This is a genomic window from Candidatus Acidulodesulfobacterium sp. H_13 (assembly GCF_048541835.1).
GTDB lineage: Bacteria > SZUA-79 > SZUA-79 > Acidulodesulfobacterales > Acidulodesulfobacteraceae > QIJE01.
This window is the reverse complement of record NZ_JBLEOY010000001.1, coordinates 669542-691018: the sequence shown is the minus strand read 5'-3', so window position 1 is coordinate 691018 and position 21477 is coordinate 669542. Positions and strand designations below refer to the sequence as shown.

The window sequence follows — 21477 nt, the reverse complement described above, 5'->3', positions numbered from 1 at the left end:
AAAACTAATGGAAAACTGAGAGATAATCTCAGTCCGGTTTGAGGTAGATTTTTCCTATTTCTTTGCAATATCTCTATAAGCTAAAAACACTAACTTAAATAATGAAGTATCATCATTAAACCCTCTTTTGGTTTTAGTTATTTTTCTGATCTGTCTATTGAATCCTTCAACTGTGTTGGTGGTATAGATTATCTTTCTAATAGGTTCACTGTATTCAAAATAAGCTGATAACTCATCCCAGTTATTCTTCCAAGAGTTAATGACCATAGGATATCTCTTTTGCCATTTCTCTTTCAGCTCAGATAGAGCAACTTCAGCGGCAGCCTTTGTCGGAGCTTTATAAACCTTCTTCAAATCAGCCATAAACTCTTTTTGATATTTACTGCCAGCATATTTTAAAGAATATCTGATTTGATGGATTATGCATCTTTGGACTATAGTCTGAGAAAATACCGTGTTTATGGCATCAGAAAAGCCTTTTAATCCATCAACAGAAGCTATGAGTATAATCCCTCTACTCCCCTGTTTTTTAGCTCTGTCGCTATAGATAACCAGAACCTGGCTCCCTCGTTATTTGTAAGCCACATACCGAGCAGTTCTTTCTTTCCATCAAGATTTATACCTATTGCAAAGTGAAGTGCCTTATTTCTATAAAAACCGTTATCATCTTTTACTTTGAATACCATTACATCCATATAGACTATCGGATAAATTGGCTCAAGTGTTCTATTTTGCCATTGGCTAATTTCAGGTGTAATTTTATCCACAATACGGGATATCAGGCTGTCTGACATCTCAACATCATACATCTCCTTAACCTGCTTTTCTATATCCCTTAAGCTCATCCCTCTTGCATACATAGAGATAATTTTATCATCGATACCACTTATTGTATATGTGCCTTTAGGAATTAATTGAGGCTTATAATCACTATTTCTATCTCTTGGTATATCAAGTTCTAATTTGCTTGTATCGCTTCTTATGGACTTTTTGTAATAGCCGTTTTTTGAAAGTTCACTGTTGAGCTCAATATGATCCTCCAATTCTGCCTTTAGAATATTCTCTATCATATTTTTCATAAAATGCTTGGTTAGGCTTGATAAATCATCCTGTGTCCTGCAGTTTTTGCTTAATACTTTGAAGTCTATATTATCTATTGTCAAATCCTTGCTTAAATCTTTTGTGTTCATGCTAAATTCTCCTCTTGTTTCTTTATTCTATATGCTACCAGATTTTAACATTTACACAAAATATGGTGGCAGCATTCCGCTTTCGATGGATATTGGAGTTGTTCTTATGAATACAAGAGTGTCCTTCTCGAAGTGACGTATTGTCATCCTGGGATAAATCACTCTTGCTGTAGTGAATGTTAAAGCTTCCGTAATCCAGTTCCCAACGTATGGCGGGGTAAAGCGGTCACCGTTGGGTGCTGTTATATGTAAGAGGGACTTGTCGGAGCTTTTTTGAAATTTGATTAGTGAGTCATCAAAAACGACCTCACAATGATCTCTCCAAAAGCTTTTTGATATAATCTTCTCGTCATGGAAGTTTTCCACTCTGACGGTTCCTTCAAGTTCGGATCGTTTTCTTCTCTAATTTGTTTCAAATAAGTTAATATCTCTTTATTGACCTTAATCTGATTGTACATTTTGAATGACAGACGGCCAGACTTATCGCCCACTGATGACTCCATGCCCTTTGAAAATGGGAGGTTGGTTGTCTTTGAAGTGATGGACCTCAATGTTGACACAATCTATTTCAAACTGTTTTCCGACATATTTTTCTATATAGAATATAATAGTCTATATTACCCAAATAGCAAACTAACGAATTGCCTCATTTAAAAATATATACGAAAAATAATAAAATGAGGAGACTCAATTATGGCAAAAAGAGTAGATCTTTTGGCAGGCCATGTGGAATATCTCTTCTACCGGGCAGGAGGTAATTTTATCTCTCTCAATACTTAAAGAAAGAAAAGCGGACTGTGAGAGAAGTATCCAAAAGATACAAGAAGTCATTATAAATAGGGCAATTGTTTTAAAGAAATATTATGCATAAAATATAAATAAAACATAACAGCAACAAGTAACGATTGTTTAGATAGCAAAAATAGCACCGTTGTTATTTTTGTGATATATATAGTGTTATGTGAAAATTGATTGAGAGATGGATAGACAATGAATACTGCTTTGGATAGATATGAAAACTTGTTGATTCAAAAAAGGTATAGTCAAAATACTCAGAATATTTATTGCAGTTATTTTAAGGATTTTGTTGATTATTTTAGAGGTTGCGATTTGGAGAGTATTACGAAAGAACAGATAAATGCTTATATATTAAATCTCATTAAAACGAGAAATATCTCAAGCAGTCAGCAAAATCAAAGAATAAATGCAATTAAGTTTTATTACGAAAAGGTCATTGGCAAAACAAAGGAATATTATGATCTTTATAGACCAAATAAAGAAAACAAGTTGCCAAAGGTATTAAGCAAGAACGAAGTAAAAAGTATTTTCGATGCGTGTAGTAATAAAGCATAAGAGTATTCTAATGTTGTTATATTCAGCAGGATTAAGGCGAGGCGAATTACTGAATCTTGAATATCCGATATTGATTCAGAAAGAATGGTTGCAATCATTAGAGGGGTAAAAGGGAAAAAAGATATAATATCACTGCTTTCTGAAAAATTACTACATATTTTGAGAAAATATTACAAAAAATATAATCCTCAAAAGTATTTGTTTGATGGGCGAAACGGAGGCAAATATTCACCGGCAAGTGTTGGAAACATTTTACGAAAAGCTGCTTTAAAAGCCGGAGTTAGAAAAAAAATAACTCCGCATATGCTTAGGCATAGTTTTGCAACTCATTTATTAGAACAAGGAACAGATTTGCGATATATTCAAGAATTATTGAGACACAACAGCTCTAAAACAACGGAGATTTATACTCATGTGTCTAAAAGAGTAATAGATAATATTTAAAATCCTATGGATGATTTTTTTTAGTAGAGGAGCATTAAATGATAAAAGAGAAATATACACAATTGTTCTTATACGCCCAAATTGTCGGGATAAGAACAATAACTATACATATACGTTAGGGTGCATTAAAAGATGGCAGCAAGAAACAGAAAAATAGGGTCAATAAAAACCGAACTTCTCACAAAATCAAGAGAAGCAATGCTAACTGCTGTCCAAATTTTTAACAATCCAAATATCCAATTTAAATCTGAAAGTTTTATTGTTCTGTCAAATATTGCCTGGACTTATTTACTTCACGCATATTATCGGACAAATAAAATTGAGTATAAATATTTTGGACAACACGGAAGTAGAAAAAGATTTGATAAAACAAAAGAAGGTGCATATAAATATTGGGAATTAGAAAGGTGCTTGAACGATAATAATTGTCCTATTGATAAAGTAGTAAAATCTAACTTAAAATTCTTGATTGGATTAAGACACGAAATTGAGCATCAAATGACAATGAAAATAGATGATTATTTAAGTGCAAGATTTCAAGCCTGTTGTTTGAATTACAATAAATATATCAAAGAACTTTTTGACAAAAGAATGGGGATAGATAAACATTTGTCATTTTCATTGCAATTCTCATCAATTGAAGAAGGACACGCCAATCAACTAAGGAAGATTAGCGACTTACCAAAAAATATTGCTTCTTATATTAACGGGTTTGACAAAGATATTCCAGACGATGAATATAATGATGTGCGTTATTCATACAGAGTATTATATGTTCCAAAATTAGCAAATCATAAAGGGCAAGCAGATAAAGTAATTGAATTTCTTCCTGCCAATTCACCAGAAGCAGAAAAACTTAACAAAACTGACAAAGAACGTACTTTAATAAAAGAAGTGGAAAAGTCTAAGTTTCTTCCAGGTAAAGTTGTATTAATAATGAGAGATAAGGGATTTGGGAAATTTAAAATGCACCAGCATACTGGGCTTTGGAAAAAGAAAAATGCAAAAGATAAAAGTAAAGGATTTGGGGTTTGGGTTGCAAAAACTTGGTATTGGTATCAAAACTGGGTAAATGAAGTTGAGAAATATTGTATAAAAAACGGAGATAAATACAGATTATGACATTTTTAGAATTAGCAAAAACAGTGTTGTTAGAGATAAATAGAATACCGAGTTTGCTTCAGTCGGGAAAAGACCAAAAAGGTTTTATCTAAAAAGTCAAAAATCACTATTTGATATTGAAAAAATTGAAACGGAAGAAAATCAAGAAGAAATAACTGAAAAGAAAATAGGATTTTTAGAGAAAGTTTTTTTCAATGCGTTTCAAATTCATCTTGGGCAAATGAAAGTTACTTGGTTGCCGCAGAAATTTCTAAAAATGAAGATTTTATGAATGAATTAACAAGGTTGTCATCTTCATTTGGAATAGGAGTTATTAAACTTGACATTGAAGAACCAATTTCGTCTGAAATAATTCTGCCAGCAAAAACAAGAGACAATTTAGATTGGGAAACAATCAACAAATTGACCTTAAATAAAGACTTCAAAGAGTTCTTAAAAAGAATAAAGAATGACTTGCAAAGCAATGAAATCAGAAAAGAAAAATATGATAAAATATATGAACTAGAAGAATGGGTTAAACGATTGAAAATGAAGAAATAACGACACCCTAACAATGTATATAAGTCATTGGGCGTGTGGTGGTTAAATTGAATGTTATGAATATAAATAAACGGCATAGTAAATTGAAAGTTAATCGTTTCAAAATCCCAAACAACGCATAGTCAAACCGTTGTGTTTCATACAGGAACAACAATCTAAACAAGAGAATTAAATATGAAAAGAGCTTATTACTCAAAATCTATTAAAGAATACATATTAGACCCTGAATCGAGTATTTTAGGCGAATTGACTGCAAATCATAGCAATAGGACTCTTGAAGAATTACAAATTAATGCTTGGAGAAAGCAAATTCTAATTTTAAAGGAGCAACTTAAAGGTTTTAAAGGGCAAATCTATTTTGAATTTGCAATTCCTAGAATGGGAAAACGAGTTGATAATATTGTAATAATCAATGATATGGTTTTTGTAATTGAATTTAAAGTTGGAGATGGTGGATATGAAAAGTATGCAATCGAACAAGTTATTGATTACACTATTGATTTGAAAAATTTTCACGAAGGAAGCCATCACGCTAGACTTATTCCAGTTTTAGTAGCTACAAATGCAGAAAACTGTTTAGAGCCAATCTCAAATGTAATTTGCCATAATAGTGTAGCGAAATCTAATCAATATAATATAGCTGATACACTCAAAACATTCATAAATTACAGTAATAAACCAATTAATATTGAATATTGGGGAAACTCAATTTACAAGCCAACACCTACAATTGTTGAAGCAGCCCAAGCTCTATATAGAGGTCATAATGTAAAAGAAATAACAAGATCTGACTCAGGAACAATAAACCTATCTAAAACAGCAGATTGTATTAATTCAGTAATTGAAAAATCAAAATCTAAAAATTTAAAGTCAATTTGTTTTGTCACAGGCGTTCCTGGAGCAGGCAAAACATTAGCAGGTTTAAATATCGCAGTTGAAAGAATGAAAACTGATGAAGATGAACACGCAGTTTTTTTATCGGGGAATGGCCCTTTAGTTGATGTTTTAAGAGAAGCTTTAACTAGGGATGAAGTATTAACAGCTGAGGTAAATGGCGAAAAATTAACAAAAAAACAAGCAGCAATAAAAGCAAATACATTTATTCAAAATATTCATCATTTCAGAGACGACAATTTATTATCGAATAGAGCGCCTATTGAAAAGGTGGTTGTTTTTGATGAAGCCCAAAGAGCTTGGACTAAGCATCAAGTGAGTTCATTTATGAAAAGAAAAAAAGGAGTTGAAGATTTTGATATGTCTGAACCTGAATTTTTAATTGACGTAATGAATAGACATTCTGATTGGTGTACTATTGTTTGTTTAATTGGTGGGGGACAAGAAATAAATACAGGGGAAGCAGGTTTAGAAGAGTGGATAAATTCTTTAAGAACCCATTTCCCAGGTTGGAACATTCATTATGCAAATTCGATATTAGAAAGTGATAATTATCTAAAATTAGAAGATTCTAAGAATTGGATCACTGAAAATGGTATAAGTGAATTGGAATTACATCTTTCTGTTTCTGTAAGATCATTTAGGTCTGAGAAATTATCTAGATTTATTCACGAATTACTAAACATCAAAACAGAAAATGCAAAAAATATCTATTCTGAAATAAAAGAACTATACCCAATTGTAGTTACACGAAACCTTGACAAAGCGAAAGAATGGTTACGTGAACAGGCAAAAGGAAGTGAAAGAATAGGCTTAATAAGCTCATCAGGTGCAAGACGATTAATGCCACTTGGAATAGATGTAAAAAATCAAATTTTAGCACCAAATTGGTTTTTAAATAATAGTCAAGACATACGTTCCTCATATTTCTTAGAAGAAGTTGCAACTGAATTTGATATACAAGGGCTAGAAATAGACTGGGCTTGTGTTGCATGGGGTGGGAATTTTTATATGAGCAACACTAATTGGAAATATCAAAATTTTAAAGGAACAAAATGGCAAAATATCAATAAAGAAATTGATAAAGAGTATCTCAAGAACACGTGTAGAGTTCTTTTAACCAGAGCAAGACAGGGAATGGTAATGTTTGTTCCAGAAAGTAGTAAATTAGACCATACAAGACCAAGTGAATTTTATGATAAAACATTTAAATATTTAAAGGAAATCGGAATAAAAGAAATAGAATAAAAAAGTACGAAAACACAACAATTATATAGTGCATAGCTTCCTATCGTCAGCTACGACACCATATACTAGACGTTGTAGGGTATAGGCTAATTTGATATTAGAAAAGAAATTGTTTTTATATGTGCCAAGAAAGAAGATAAAATGAAAGAAAAAGAATTATTTTTTAATTGCCCGTTTAAAAGAATCCGCACCATCCGTGGATGCGGAGAAAGAAAAGGATATAAGAATTGAATAACGAACAAAATAATATACCTTCTTCAATAAAAGATAACAGGAAAAGAGGAAGTGTCGGCAATTTTCTAAAAGAAGAGATAGGCAACGGAAACAATTTATCTATTGTATCCGCTTACTTTACCATTTATGCTTATAACAAATTAAGAGACAAACTTGACAATATTGAAAACCTAAATTTTCTCTTCGGTGAACCGGCATTTATTAAAACTGTAGATCCTGAAGGTAAGAATTATAAAGAATTCAAAATTGAAGATGATAAAATTATTTGGATTGAATTAACTAATAAAGCGAAATTTGCATTGTGCAAAGATGAAACATACTTATTAAATAGTGCCTATTTCTTAATTCCTCCCGAGAAAATCGGTATTAAATACTTGTTGTCACTCTTAAACTCGTGTGTTTTAGAATTTTATATTAAAATTATTGCTGTAACAAGTGGCATGGGAACCATTGGATGGATAAATAATTATGTTAAAAAATTTCCCATACCCCAAATTCCTTCTCAACAACAACTTCCTTTTGAAATCATAGTGGACTGTATTTTATTTGCCAAAGAGAACAATATGAAAACTGAGGCAAGCACCTTTGAATCGGTTATTGACGGTATGGTTTTCAACCTCTACTTCCCCGACCACATGAAAGAGCGAAAAATAGATGTATTGCAATTTGCAGAAAAGGATATTGAAGAGGTAATGCAGGCAAAGAGTTTGAAAAACTAAGCGACTCTCAAAAAGAAAGGGTAATAACCGAACTACACACTTCGCTGGAGCGACCCCAACAACGAAGTAGTCAAACGGATGAGTAGTTTTGCCGAGAAATCTCCCAATATATTAAAAGTCATTTTGGAGAGTTAAAAATGAAAACATCCAAAAAAGAAACACTAAAAGGATTATTAGAAAATTTAAAACAGCAAAAAAACTACTTCTCCTATGAAGATATAAAATCTCTGCTTAAAAAGGAAAAGATAGAGATAAACTCTGCATCACTAAAAGTTTATATACATGAACTTGCCCAAAATAAAATTATCTTTGATGCTGGCAAGGGGTGGTACTCTTCCATAGAAAAAATATTTGAGCTAAATATCAAGCCTATTAGAATAATTAGCAATAAGTTAAAAAAACAGTTTCCTTTACTTAAACTTTCATGCTGGAGTACAGAACAGCTTAACTCTTTTACTCATCATTTAATGGCAAAATTTGTTACATTCGTTTATATAGATTCAGATTATATAGGCAATATTGCCAATTTTTTGGAAGAATCGGGGTATAGGGTATATCTAAATCCGGGGAAACAGGAGATTAAAAAACTTTTCAAGATCGGCAAAAAAACCGTGGTTATTTTGCCATCGATTAGCAAGCAACCGGAAAGCATAAATGGCTATGCCCCAATAGAAAAAATTCTTATAGATTTTCTTATGGAGAATAGAAATTTTAAAATTATGGAAAAAGTAGAAGCAGAAAATGTTGCAATAAATGCTATTTGTTCGGGTAGAATAAATATTTCAACAATGAATTCTTATGCCAAAAGACGAAAGTTCAATGAGTCGGCTAAACTAACCAAGGCCAACAATACAAAATAGGCGGAGATAGTTAATTGATAAAACCGTTAATAAAATCAGTTTGCTTTACGGAAAAATGGCTTAAAAATAATGCTAAATTGTTTTCTGCCGATCCGGTATTATTGGAAAAAACCGTTCACGCTTTTGCTTTACTTGGTTATCTTGTTCAAATAGAAGAAAACTTTGTCTTTAAGGGCGGAACAAGTCTTCTTTTATATGTACCACAAATAAAACGACTATCCATTGATATAGATATCATCTTAGATGGAGATATTGATAGTTTTATTCAAAAATTGGCAGATATTTCAAAAAATATACCCTTTATGAATTTTGAAGAAAATAAAAGGGGCAACATAGGACTTCCCAATCGTAGGCATTTTAAGTTTTTTTACAATTCTTCACTTTCGAATAAAGAAGAATCAATCCTGCTCGATATTGTTTCGGAGGATACTGTCTATATCCCATTTACTAAATTCAGACAAATTAAAAGCGATTTATTTGAAATAGAAACAGAATTAGAAGTTAAAATCCCAACTATCGAGGGTTTACTTGGTGATAAATTAACGGCTTTCGCGCCACATACAATTGGAGTGCCTTTTATAACTGCAAAAGGTGACTCAATGACAATGCAGGTAGTCAAACAGCTTTACGATATAGGTGAACTTTTTGATGTTGCAACCGAGTTTGATAAAATAACGACAGCATTTACTGCAACCTTTGAGAAAGAAAATGAGTATCGGGGTAACAAATTTACCAAGGCACAAGTTTTACAAAATGCAATAGATACATGCCTTGCACTGCTTCAAATCCGTCTGAAAGGATTTAAGAGTAACAAAATATCCAATTACCTTGAAGAGGGAATCAGAAAAATTGACAGCCACCTGTTAAATGATAATTTCAAAACAGATGAAAAAGCTAAAATTACAGCTTCTAAAGTATTCTGCATTGCCAATCATATATTTAATAACAAGACATTTGATTTAATTGCAGAACGATATGGTAAATCCAAAATATGGCAGATAAAAAACATCAAAATTTCTGAACCTTATGAAAGATTCAACAGATTAAAACCGGTATTGCCAGAAGCATTTTACTATGTATGGCAGGGAATTAAAAAATAAGTATGTTTAAAGAAAAATCTCCCAATATATTAAAAGTCATTTTGGAGAGTTAAAAATGCCTGAAAACAGTTCAGAAATAATTATCTATACTGCCCCTGACGGCACCGTAAAAATAGACGCAACCTTTCAAGATAAAAGCATCTGGCTTACTAAGGCAAAAATGGCAGAGCTTTTTGATGTAGATAGGAGTGTAATAACAAAACATATCAGTAACATCTATAAAGACAATGAGTTACAAAAAGAGGCAACTAGTGCAAAAATTGCACAAGTTCAAAATGAAGGTGGCAGAAAAGTTTCCCGTAAAGTTGAATTTTATAATCTGGATGTCATTATTGCGGTCGGATACCGAGTCAACTCCAAACGGGCGACTCAATTTAGAATATGGGCAACCAATATCCTTAAAGAGTACATCATCAAAGGCTTTGCCATGGATGATGACCGCTTAAAGCAGGTAGATAAATGGAACTACTTTGACGAGTGGTTGGAACGAATCCGGGATATTCGGGCTTCTGAAAAGCGTTTTTACCAGAAAATCAGAGATATTTACGCCACAGCCATTGATTATGACAAAAATTCCGAACAAGCGCAGATTTTCTTTAAAAAAGTTCAAAATAAAATGCTATGGGCGATCACCGGAAAAACTGCCGCAGAACTTATTGAAGGCCGTAGCAACCCCCCAAAGCCTAATATGGGGCTGACTGCATGGCGCGGTTCCATTGTCCGCAAACAGGATGTTGCCATTGTCAAAAACTATCTGAAAGAAGATGAAATCAAAGACCTCAATGAAATTGTTACCATGTATTTAGACTATGCCGAAAGACAGGCACGCAAAAAACAAACCGTTACCATGGAACAATGGGCAGATAAGCTTGATGGCTTTTTAGAGTTCAATGAGCAGGAAATTTTGACCCATGCGGGTAAAGTTAAAGCAGAAGCTGCTAAAAGAATTACTGAAGATCGCTATGAAGAATTTAATGATAAACGCAAAAAAACTGAAGTTCTGGAAGCAGATGAAGAGGATATTAAGCAACTTGAAGAAATTGAAAAGAGGTTATTGAAAAATGATAATACAACGGAAGAAAAATGCCTGAAAACAAAATCGCAATTTTTCAAAAAAAAAGACTTAGAATGGTTAGCCTTCGCCATTGTAGCTTCGGCTGTAAAAACGAGCAATTAGAAAAGAAGAGAGAAAAGAATTTGGCACATATAAAACAATAGTGAATGAAAGACCGCCACAGTATGACCCTACAATAAAGAAGGCTATGAGCAATAGCACCCTACGGGATGCCGCAGCTCATAGCCAAACCGTTAGCCTGCATAAAAATTTGTTACAGAACCAAAGGCAATTAACAATACTATTTTAACGGATAGATTTGAAGATACAACTTATTCGCAATGCAACCTTACGTATGACATATGCCGGACACACATTTGAAATTGATCCGTATCTATCCCCGATTGATTTTCTAAAAGAATTTTTGTAACGAATATAATAACATTTATCAAACTTATCATTGATTTTTCTTTGAGTACTAATATAATATTGAACACCAGGATATCTTTCTTTTTATACCCTATTTATACTCAATATACAAGATTAACAATAAAAGCAGAAGAATAAAAAAGAGTAAATAAGAAAAAATTACAAGCAATTAGTGAGTTTCTTAATCATAACAATTATATAGAAACAAATAGGAATAAACTTAAAATCCCTCGGAACTTAGTTCCGTGCCGGTTCGATTCCGGCCCTCGGCACCACAACAAACAAGCCCTTAAGCCATCGACATCAAATTCCAAAGATAGAATTCAGATAAAATCAGAGTCAAAATAGAATAGATATTCGAGATAAAATTTGGTATAATTTTGCTAACCGGACATTATACTTAACTATAAAGTTAGCAACGGCATTATAAAGCGGTGGCGAGAAATGACCATTGGGCAATTAGCTAAAGCGGTTAACATCAATGTTCAGACCGTCAGGTATTACGAACGCATAGGACTGATTGACAGACCTGATATCAGTGAATCCGGCTATAGAATGTATCCGGAAAGAGCCATTGATATTTTGCGTTTTATAAAGCATGCAAAGAATGTGGGTTTTTCCCTAAAGCAGATTTCCGAACTTTTTTTATTGGGTAATAAATACAATACTTGTTCAAACGTGAAGAAATTAGCCGAAGAAAAGCTTCATGATATAAATAGAAAAATTGCTTCATTAGATCTGATGCGCAAAGAGATTTTAAGCCTTATATCGTTATGCGAAGAGAAAAGAGATGATTCGGGATGTCCGATTTTAGATGTCTTGGGGTTTGAGGGTCGGCGGTAATAATAAGGAATAATGTTCTTGAAATTTTATTTAAAAAGATTAATAATATATAGAATATGATGGAAAACAAACAATATATTGATGTTTTAAATAAAATAGGCAAAATTTTAGAGGATGCCGACGATTTACTGAATAAGTCTAAAGATTTAAATGAATTAGACATTAGATTTAAGGTTTTTGCCGGTAAAAAGGGGCAACTTACCGAGATTTTGCGCAAAATTCATTCTTATGCGGAAGAAGAGAAAAGAATTATAGGTTCAAAATCAAACGAGATCAAGAAAAAAATTGAAGAAATATATAAGAATAGAAGGAATGAGCTTGCGGATATAAAACAAAAAAAAGATATTAATACATGCAGGGTTGATTTAACCATTCCCGGCAATTACATTGAAAAACCGCATAAACATCCTATTACCGCAGTTCTCGAAGATGTCGTAGATTTTTTTTCATATATGGGTTTTGAAGTCGTTTCCGGTCCGGAAATAGAAACCGCGCATTACAACTTTGATGCGCTGAATATTCCGGCAGACCACCCCGCAAGAGACATGTGGGATACGTTTTATCTGCTAAACGGACTTATTCCGAGAACTCATACTTCAAGCGTTCAGGCAAGAATAATGGAAGAAAAATCTCCCCCATTTAGGGTTATTGCACCCGGCAGATGTTACAGATACGAGGCGGTAGATGCGACGCATTTGTTTATGTTTAATCAGATGGAGGGGCTTTTCGTAGATAAGCACGTAAGATTAACGGATTTAAAGGGGATACTTGAAGAAGCGGTTCGGTATCTCCTCGGCGCAAAAAAAATCAGATTTAGGCCGGCATTTTATCCGTTTGTAGAACCTGGCTTAGATTTAGACATAAGATGCATTTTTTGCGGAGGCAAAGGGTGCAGTGTTTGCAAAGACACCGGCTGGATAGAGGTCATTCCTTGCGGCATGGTTCATCCTAATGTCTTTAAGTATGCAGGAATAGACCCGTCGGAATACAGAGGGTTCGCCTTTGGAATGGGGTTTGACAGAATTGTAATGCTGAAGTATAACATTAATGACCTCAGGCTGCTCTATCAGGGTAATTTAGATGTTTTGAACCAGTTTTGACCCGATTGCCTAAAAATTTCCTCTTAAAAACTCGGATATTTCCCCCGAATAAGAAATAAAAACCGTTTCTTTGGCCCTTGAAGCCGCAACATAAAACAGTTTAACCTCATCGTCATAAAGAGTATTGATTTTAATATTTTTATTTAAAAATTTAAGGAACGGATGCTTTAACGTTTCGGGTTCATGCGCTTTTGCTATAATGCTTTTAAAATGAGGTATATTGCCTTGTATCACGTTTGCTACGAATACTATGTCGAATTCTAACCCCTTGCTCCCGTGTATGGTGCCTATAAACCTCCTATCGTCGTATTTGTTATGATTTAGAAAAGCATCGGGGTAGAGCTCTTTGAATGCCAATTTAAAATGATCTGCCTCTTTTTGAGTTCTGACTAAGATAGAGACCGATTTTCCCAGATCAAAAAATTTGCCGAACTCATTTAATATAAATCGTGCTTCTGAATTTTTATTCTTAAATCTTAAAATTTTAACGGCGTTTTTATAATTATCTCTAACGGTGTTTTTTGGCGGAATCAATTTTTTCGGAAATCTAAAAGCGATATTGTTTAATATAAAATTGCAAAAATTTATAATTTTATAATTAGACCTATAATTATTTTGAAGTACAAAGATTTTTCCATCCGGAAAAAAGAGGTCAAAAAAAAGGATATTAAAATGGTCTCCGCCGTTAAATCTATATATGGACTGGTCGTCATCTCCCGCATACATTATATTGTCTCTGCCGTAATCTATTTTTTTTATAATATAATCGCTTAAAAAATCAAGGTCCTGATATTCATCCACAAGAATATATTTAAATCTTTTTGCCATAGAGTAAACTATGGCATCGTTTTCAAAAAGTTTTACGACGCAAGCGATTATATCGTCGTAAGATATATAGATATTGTTGCTGTCGGTATTATTATAATCAAAATTATTCTCCTTTATTATGGGCATGGAACTAAACCCGAATTCTCTATAAAATTCTCTTATAATGGAGTAAAAAAAACTGTGATACGTGTAAACATTTAAAATTTTTTCTGAAATCGAGCCTTTATCTATCCCGTAGTCTTTTAGTGCGGAAAGAATTCTATTCCTTATTTCTATTACGGCATTATTCGTGAATGTTAAGACTAATATGGAATTAAAAGGGATAAAGTTTAAGAGGTGTAGGAATTTATGAACGATGAGCCTTGTTTTTCCGGAACCCGCCCCGGCAATAGCGAGATGAGCCGAATTTAATTCTTTCAATGCTAATTCCTGCGTTTTACTAAAATCCGCATGGTCCAATTTTTTGATTCGAGGTTTATTATGCCTGTCGATGTTTATATTACCGATACTGCCGGCAATTGCATGAAATATCTTAATTTTTTCGATTATAACACCTGGTGAAAAGTAAATATCGCCTACGGTTATGCTTATCAGTGCCCCGTTATTATATATAAATTCCTTTTCGGGGTTTGTAACGCTTATATCGGGGGTGATTTTGAGGGCTATTTCAAAATTTTTCTCATCGTAAAATTTGATGATCCCCTTATCGTTTAACATGGTTTGATTTATTTCTGCATTGAAGCCTAAAGACACTATCTTTTTTATTAAATTTGATAAGGAAGGGGTATAGCCGTTGTCGTTTATATCATTAATCATTTTTGTGGCGGCTAAAAACCTAAATCTTGTTTTATAAATATCGATTGTCAAACATTCTAAAAAGTTGCCGCTAAAATCATCGTATAAGTGAGAAACATCTTTTTTAATGCATAAAATAATTTTGCCGCTTAGAACAAGGCTGCATAGGGCATTAAAGAGAACCGCATCCTGCAAACTCGTTATGAAAGTGTCTTCTAAGAGGATAATTTTAGACGATAAAAATTTTTCGATATCTTTAAACGGAAAACCGAGCGGAGCAGATATCATGCCGTCTAATTTAAAATAGGACTTAAGATTTAAAAATGAGCATATTTTAAAATTCGCTTTTATTTTTTTGAGTCCGATTGCTAAGTTTTCCTTTTCGTTTTCCGATAAAAGTAATATGCCTATAGAATTAGATAGATTAAAATTGAAATTTTTTAAATAAAGATTTATCATAGTAACACGTGCTATTTATTTTCTTATAAATTTGATAGCTAAAAATGACCTTAAAATATAATATAGACAATATAAATGTAGGGAAGAACGGAGAATATTTCTACGTTAACGATTATATACCCGCAAGCAAAACATCATTGAAGTATGTTGCCGCTCCGGATGCCGTTAAATATTCGAGATTAATATTACGATATAAAAAAGCGGATAATACGGCAATAACATTTTTCACGCGATTGCTAAGTAATATTATACATAATTATTTTTATTTTTACGATTTAATTTTGCCCGTCCCTTCCAGCAGCTCTTATTTAGACTATTACCCTAATAATATCGTCTGTTTATATTTATCAGCATTCGGAATCATAAACACCTTAAGGAGTGCGGTGGTTTGCGACAGGGGACACAAGCCGGGGCATATTGCAGGTATCATAACGAAGAAAAGGGGTTCGAAGTATATTTGTGTGAAAGATAAGTATGATTTTAAGTCTAAAAACATAATTGTCTTCGATGATATAATTACTACAGGGACAACATTTAATTGTATAAGGGAATTGTTATTAAAGAGGGGGGCTAATTCGGTTATCGGGTTATTTCTTGGAAGGACGCGCTGTGATTTTTTATTCCAACAAGAGGATTTTTGATGGATGATTTGATATGCACGCTCGCGTTAAAAAAAATAAAGGGACTCCAGAATCACCATATATTTTTTTTATTAAAAATATTTAAAAACTCTTGTGAAATTTTTAAGGCCAAGAGATCCGATTTCCTTAAAGCCGGTCTAAAAAATGAATATATAAAAATTTTAACGGATACGAGAATTGTCAGAATGGCATTTTTCGATGCGATAGAGGAAATAGAAGAAGCCTCTAAAAACGGAATTAAAATTACGACATACAACTCCGCTTCATATCCCTCTAATTTAAATTTTATAAAGAATAAACCATTAGTTTTATATTACAAGGGTGTACTAAAAGAAAATATGAAGTTTGCTGTGGCAGTCGTGGGGCAGAGAACCCCCCCCGATTATGCCGAAAACATTGCGCAAAATCTTACGGAGCAGTTGTGTTTATCGGGATTTTCTATAATAAGCGGTCTTGCAACCGGCATTGATACCGTTGCTCATAGGGCTGCATTGAAAAAAAACGGCTACACGATGGTATATATAGGTTCCGGCTTGCTTGAGCCTATATATCCCCCTGAAAATATCGGCCTCTATAATGAAATTATACTGCATAACGGTGCAATAGTTTCCGAATTACCTCTGCATGAGAAAATTAGCCCTAAGAATTTAGTTGCAAGAGACAGGTTGCAAAGCGGTTCGAGCCTTGGAATATTTGCATTGTCTTCGCCGGAAGGAGGTGGAACCATGAAAACCTGTCGTTTTTCTTTAAAACAAAAAAGACCGGTTTTTATTCCGGAATACGATAAAGAGATAATGAACTCCAAGGAAAACCTCGGATTAAAATCTATTATCGGTAATGTAGGAGTTTCTATGCTAAAATTAAATAAAGATTTTTCTTTAGATTTGAAAGAAGTTATGGATGAGCTAAGAATCGTTTATGATGATATTTATGAAGAAAAATTAGAAATAGGGAATTCTTTATTGGTACAGCCGGAATTATTCGATTTAAATTGACCGTTTTTAAAAAGCAAGAGGAGGATTATAAAATTGAAGGTTAGCTTAAATTGGCTCAAGGAGTTTGTCAATTTTAGGATGGAGGAGAAGAAGGCAGCAAATCTTTTGAACGGTAAAACGATGGAAGTCAAAAAGATACTGCCATATTATTTACAGAAAAAATCGTTTAAAAATATCATTGTAGGGGAAATTAAGGATATAAGCGTTCATCCCTCGAGTGATAAGTTTGGCATCGCAGAGGTTTATTGCGGTGAAACCGTTGGAATCAAGAGGATAGTCTTTACAAAAGCGGGATTGGATATAAAGATCGGTGAAAAACCGATGATAGCAACAAAGGGGGCTGTATTTGAAAACGGTTTAAAGATCAGGGACAAAGCAATTTTCGGCATAGTTTCGGAAGCTGCCTTTTGTTCCGAAAAGGACTTGGGTTTGCCTTTAAACGTATCGTCCATAGTAAAATTTCCGTTAGAAAAATTAGGTGCGACGGCTTACGATATCTTTGAATTGAACGATACGGTTTTAGAATTTGATTTAGAGCCTAACAGGCCGGATTTGTTTGGCATAATGGGGTTTGCGTACGAATTATCCGCCATATTGGACAAAGATATTATTTTACCGGAATTATATAACGAAATAGAATTTATCCCGGGTAAAAACTATTCCTTAAAAGAAAACGAATTAACCGTAAATGTAGAAAATAAGGGTTTAATCCCTTCCTATATAGCCGTTAAAATTTCAGGTATAGAGATCAAAGAATCAAGTATGGATATTAAAAACAGGCTTATAAAGAGCGGAATAAGACCCGTTAACAATATAGTAGATTTGACCAATATCGTTATGATAGAGACCTCTCAGCCTCTCCACGCATTCGATGCCGGAAAGATAGACGGCGATACAATAAGCGCAAGGAGTGCAGTCGACGGTGAATCTGTCATTACCTTGGACGGCAAGGAAAGAAAGTTGACGAAAGACGATATAGTAATAGCCGATGGGAATAAGATAGTCGCACTCGCCGGAGTTATGGGAGCCGCCGATAGCGAGATAGGTACGAACACAACGACGCTCATCATAGAGTCGGCTAATTTTAATATGTCGAATATAAGGCGAACGTCAAGGAGGCTTTCTATCAGGACGGATGCTTCGACCAGGTTTGAGAAAGGGATTAGTCCATATTTAAGTCTGTTTGGGATAAAGAGGTTTCTTCATCTTTTAAGCAAACATGTCGGAGTTCCGGCTGTGTCCTGTTATGCGTACGATATTGCAGATGTCGGAAAACCTGATGTATATGAGATAGATTTAAAAGATTTGTGCGATTTTCTCGGTGATACGGCAGTAGCGAGCAAGGCATGCGGATTTTTGAAGAGACTCGGATATGAAATTACGGATGATAAGACTAAAAACATCGAAAGTGAAAGCCGGCAATCTATTAAGGTCAGCCCGCCTTATTTTAGGAGCGATATATCGGAAAATGTCAATATTTACGAGGATGTTTTTAGAATTTACGGATACGATAACATAAAATGTTCTATGCCGGTCGGTATCTTAACCCCCCCGCAAAAAAACATCAGTTACGAAACTTCTAAGCATTTTAGAAACTTACTGAGATGTGTAGGATTCACGGAAATAGTTACGCCTTCATTGGTAGGAAAGCGGGATATTGCACTTTCCGGTGTCGGTACGGGGGGCGCAGGGGTTCTTGCGCTTAAAAATCCGGTTTCCGTAGACCATTCGTTTTTCAGAACAAGTTTGGTTCCGGACATGATAAATATATTGTCTCAAAATTCTAAAAAACATAAAAACATTAAAATGTTTGAAATAGGAAAAATTTATTTAGACGAACAGCATAATGATGGTTATCCGGTTTTAGAGAAGGATGTTTTATGCGGTGCAATTTGCAGCGGTATTAAATACGGCAAACAGGATACGGAATTTTATTACGGAAAGGGTATAATAGAGTTTTTATTTAAAGAATCGGGGATTAAGAAAATTACATATTCCAAAATAAGCGACGATTTTATCTTTGATGAGGATGTATCCTTAGAAGTTTCAATAGGTAAAAACAGGGCAGGCATTTTCGGGGAAATAAAAAAGGGTTTTCTTGAAGAATTTAAATTAGATTACAGGGTTTTTGTATTTAATTTGGATATGGATTACATAAAAGATTTTATATCATTTAAAAGGTCGTTTGTGCAGCCAGGCAGATACCCCGAAATAGAACAGGATATTTCGATTATTGTTGATTCAGGTATTGAATATGCAAGCATAGAAAAGTATATAAAAGGGTTTTCCGAATTAATCAAAAACGTAAAATTGGCAGACGTGTATAGGGGCAAACAAATCAAAGAAGGCAAAATATCGTTTCTCATAAGGTATGATGCAATGAGTCCGAATAGGACGTTGACAATGGAGGAGGTAAATCTGTTGAGGGATAATCTGATAAAAGAGCTTAACGGTCGATTTGGAGTCACGTTAAGGGATTAAAAAATAATTGCACTTTTAAGAAAAAAAAAATATAATGAAGCATACGTTAATATATAAAAAATTTAAATATATATAAAAATATATGGTAATTAATGGAATTTTCTACGATATAGCAGCTTTTATTATTGTTATAAGCGTTATTGTTCTTATACACGAGTTTGGGCATTTCATCGTTGCAAAAAAATTAGGGGTTAAGGTCGAGAAATTTTCTCTCGGCTTCGGTCCAAAAATTTTCAGCAAAAAGGTCGGAGAAACGGAATATGTGATTTCCTCTCTTCCGTTAGGCGGGTACGTGAAGCTTATGGGCGAAGACCCGTCCGAAGAGCTATCGCCGGAGGATGCAAAACGTTCTTACAGTAAACTATCTCCGTATAGAAAATTTTTAATCATTTTTGCCGGACCGTTTTTTAATTTTGTTCTGGCAGCAATAATATTCACGATAATATTTATGTCCGGAAGGCCGGTGTTGAAGCCCGTTATAGGCGGTGTTATGAAGGGTTATCCATCGATAAAAGCGGGTCTTAAAAAAGGCGATATTATCACTAGTGTTAACGGAATAAAGGTAAAAACATGGGGTTCGTTGTCGAAATATATTGAAAAATTCGGTGAACATACCTTAACGTTGGGAATTAAAGAAAATAATATAAATAGCGAAATAAGGTTAAAACCTAAATCTATATATGGCTTAAATGTTTACGGACAGAAAACGAAGAGATATATCATAGGGATACGTCCTTCGAGCAAAGCGGTTTTTTATAAGTATGATGGATTGTTGAAATCTTTCTATTCCTCCGTTAAAGAGATTTGGTTTATTATTTACATAACCGTAATAAGCCTTTTTTACCTTATCATAGGTAAACTTCCGGCAAGCGATCTGGGCGGACCGATAATGATAGCACAACTTTCCGGAAGAGCGGCAGGTCTCGGGGTCTCAGATTTCTTTTATTTTATAGCATTCATTAGCGTAAGCATAGGACTCGTGAATCTATTTCCGATTCCTGCCTTAGACGGAGGACACCTGTTGTTCTCTACTATCGAAATGATTAAGAAAAGTCCGCTGAGTGTTAAATTTCAGGAAACGGCTGCTAAGGTCGGTTTTGCACTCTTGATTTTGCTTTTATTATTCGTTTCTTATAATGATATAATTAGAGTCATGAAAACATAATATATGGCTATATTGTCCATAGATAGTTCTAACGGATACTCGAATATCTTAATAACCGACGATAATCTTGATAAGACTTATGGATCTATTTCGGGTTTTCACGAAAAACATTCCGTGTTAATCTTCAAGCAAATAGATGAAATGACGAAAAAGGCAGGCATTAAATTAAATGATTTAACAGAAATAACAGTAATATTAGGGCCTGGTTCTTATACCGGAATCAGGGTTTCTCTTACTATTGCCAAAACTCTGTCTTATTGCTTGGGGATAAATATAATAGGCATAAGCGGTTTATTTATTTGTGCATACTCGCTATTGAAAAGCGAATTGAATTTGAAGGATATTGTTACCGTAAAGGATGCAATGCGAAATGATTACTATGTATCGTCTTATGTTTTGGAAAAGGGATCTATTATCCCGAGTCTCAAAATAAGCCTGTTTGATTTATCCGAACTTGAGTCGTTTATCGATGGCATAGGTGATTCGCCGACAATCGTATACGGTTATAATAAAAAAGATGATTATGAAAGGTTTACGTCAAGACTTGAGAGGAGGGGGGCAATTAGCCCTTTTGATTTAAAAAAAACAACCGGTTTTGCGTCTATGTATGCCATGGAGAGCGGTATAAAAAACGGGTCTAAATATACCGAAGAGATTTCTCCATACTATATATACGGCGATGGGCCGTTCTAAATATAATTATAACGACCCGATTTTTATCGTATGGGGAGGTTTTGTGTATGCAATTTTTAGATGAGGCAGAAAAAAAGGCGGCGGAATCCCTTATTGTCGCAAATGAAGATTTTAAAAAGGTGTATTATGAACATATAGAGATAGAAAAACGGTTAAGCAAATATACTACTAAGCCCTTTTTAACTCCGGAGGAGCAAAAAGTTATAAAAGAGCTTAAATTAAAAAAACTTAACGGGAACGATATTATGAAAAGAATCATAAAAGAAAAGATAGCGAACTGAAAGAATAAA

Annotated in this window: 18 protein-coding genes and 2 pseudogenes; 17 read left to right on the top strand and 3 right to left on the bottom strand. The window is 33.9% G+C overall.

Going from position 1 to position 21477, the window contains the following annotated elements; translation table 11 throughout:
* Positions 1-54: 54 nt before the first annotated feature.
* Positions 55-1070 (bottom strand): annotated as a pseudogene (locus ACMCNP_RS03375) (IS256 family transposase).
* A 404-nt stretch (positions 1071-1474) separates the two neighbouring features.
* Positions 1475-1681 carry a hypothetical protein gene (locus tag ACMCNP_RS03370; protein WP_419313824.1) on the bottom strand — a complete coding sequence of 69 codons (207 nt, stop codon included), beginning with the start codon at positions 1679-1681 and terminating at the stop codon, positions 1475-1477.
* Positions 1682-2180: 499 nt separating this feature from the next.
* Here ACMCNP_RS03370 and ACMCNP_RS03365 point away from each other — a divergent pair, with 499 nt between their 5' ends.
* From ACMCNP_RS03365 to ACMCNP_RS03315, 11 genes and pseudogenes are all read left to right on the top strand, one after another.
* Positions 2181-2543, top strand: coding sequence for a tyrosine-type recombinase/integrase (locus ACMCNP_RS03365; RefSeq protein ID WP_419313821.1), 363 nt, complete (start codon positions 2181-2183; stop codon positions 2541-2543).
* Between the two features lie 60 nt (positions 2544-2603).
* Positions 2604-2987, top strand: a complete 384-nt coding sequence (locus tag ACMCNP_RS03360; protein ID WP_419314377.1) for a tyrosine-type recombinase/integrase — start codon at positions 2604-2606, stop codon at positions 2985-2987.
* Positions 2988-3119: 132 nt separating this feature from the next.
* Complete coding sequence (locus ACMCNP_RS03355; protein ID WP_419313819.1) at positions 3120-4109, top strand: DUF3644 domain-containing protein; 990 nt, start codon at positions 3120-3122, stop codon at positions 4107-4109.
* 177 nt (positions 4110-4286) lie between these two features.
* Positions 4287-4649: pseudogene (locus ACMCNP_RS03350) on the top strand (hypothetical protein); the annotation flags it as partial.
* A 174-nt stretch (positions 4650-4823) separates the two neighbouring features.
* Positions 4824-6791, top strand: a complete 1968-nt coding sequence (locus tag ACMCNP_RS03345; RefSeq protein ID WP_419313816.1) for a DUF2075 domain-containing protein — start codon at positions 4824-4826, stop codon at positions 6789-6791.
* Between the two features lie 227 nt (positions 6792-7018).
* Positions 7019-7744, top strand: a complete 726-nt coding sequence (locus ACMCNP_RS03340) for a TaqI-like C-terminal specificity domain-containing protein (protein WP_419313814.1) — start codon at positions 7019-7021, stop codon at positions 7742-7744.
* Between the two features lie 137 nt (positions 7745-7881).
* The gene (locus tag ACMCNP_RS03335; protein WP_419313811.1) at positions 7882-8604 is read left to right on the top strand and encodes a DUF6577 family protein; all 723 of its coding nucleotides are present in this window, start codon (positions 7882-7884) and stop codon (positions 8602-8604) included.
* Between the two features lie 14 nt (positions 8605-8618).
* Positions 8619-9704: a nucleotidyl transferase AbiEii/AbiGii toxin family protein gene (locus ACMCNP_RS03330; RefSeq protein ID WP_419313808.1), complete on the top strand. Its 1086-nt coding sequence runs from the start codon at positions 8619-8621 to the stop codon at positions 9702-9704.
* Between the two features lie 55 nt (positions 9705-9759).
* Positions 9760-10881 carry a virulence RhuM family protein gene (locus ACMCNP_RS03325; RefSeq protein WP_419313805.1) on the top strand — a complete coding sequence of 374 codons (1122 nt, stop codon included), beginning with the start codon at positions 9760-9762 and terminating at the stop codon, positions 10879-10881.
* A gap of 750 nt (positions 10882-11631) precedes the next feature.
* A complete protein-coding gene (locus tag ACMCNP_RS03320; protein ID WP_419313803.1) occupies positions 11632-12030 on the top strand; it encodes a MerR family transcriptional regulator in 399 nt (132 codons plus the stop codon).
* A gap of 56 nt (positions 12031-12086) precedes the next feature.
* Positions 12087-13130 carry a phenylalanine--tRNA ligase subunit alpha gene (locus tag ACMCNP_RS03315; protein ID WP_419313799.1) on the top strand — a complete coding sequence of 348 codons (1044 nt, stop codon included), beginning with the start codon at positions 12087-12089 and terminating at the stop codon, positions 13128-13130.
* A 9-nt stretch (positions 13131-13139) separates the two neighbouring features.
* Here ACMCNP_RS03315 and ACMCNP_RS03310 read toward each other — a convergent pair whose 3' ends face one another.
* Positions 13140-15212: a UvrD-helicase domain-containing protein gene (locus ACMCNP_RS03310; protein WP_419313796.1), complete on the bottom strand. Its 2073-nt coding sequence runs from the start codon at positions 15210-15212 to the stop codon at positions 13140-13142.
* Positions 15213-15256: 44 nt separating this feature from the next.
* On the opposite strand from ACMCNP_RS03310, the gene ACMCNP_RS03305 reads away from it, so the two are divergent.
* The 6 genes from ACMCNP_RS03305 (at position 15257) to ACMCNP_RS03280 (ending at position 21468) form a co-directional block, all read left to right on the top strand.
* Positions 15257-15853, top strand: coding sequence for a ComF family protein (locus tag ACMCNP_RS03305; RefSeq protein WP_419313794.1), 597 nt, complete (start codon positions 15257-15259; stop codon positions 15851-15853).
* Complete coding sequence (locus ACMCNP_RS03300) at positions 15853-16848, top strand: DNA-processing protein DprA (RefSeq protein WP_419313791.1); 996 nt, start codon at positions 15853-15855, stop codon at positions 16846-16848. Before ACMCNP_RS03305 ends, ACMCNP_RS03300 begins: the two co-directional genes overlap by 1 nt.
* 33 nt (positions 16849-16881) lie before the next feature.
* Positions 16882-19329 carry a phenylalanine--tRNA ligase subunit beta gene (gene pheT, locus ACMCNP_RS03295; protein WP_419313788.1) on the top strand — a complete coding sequence of 816 codons (2448 nt, stop codon included), beginning with the start codon at positions 16882-16884 and terminating at the stop codon, positions 19327-19329.
* A gap of 82 nt (positions 19330-19411) precedes the next feature.
* Complete coding sequence (rseP, locus tag ACMCNP_RS03290) at positions 19412-20494, top strand: RIP metalloprotease RseP (protein ID WP_419313785.1); 1083 nt, start codon at positions 19412-19414, stop codon at positions 20492-20494.
* 3 nt (positions 20495-20497) lie between these two features.
* The gene (tsaB, locus tag ACMCNP_RS03285) at positions 20498-21187 is read left to right on the top strand and encodes a tRNA (adenosine(37)-N6)-threonylcarbamoyltransferase complex dimerization subunit type 1 TsaB (RefSeq protein WP_419313783.1); all 690 of its coding nucleotides are present in this window, start codon (positions 20498-20500) and stop codon (positions 21185-21187) included.
* Positions 21188-21234: 47 nt separating this feature from the next.
* Positions 21235-21468, top strand: coding sequence for a DUF465 domain-containing protein (locus ACMCNP_RS03280; protein WP_419313780.1), 234 nt, complete (start codon positions 21235-21237; stop codon positions 21466-21468).
* The last annotated feature ends 9 nt before the right edge of the window (positions 21469-21477 follow it).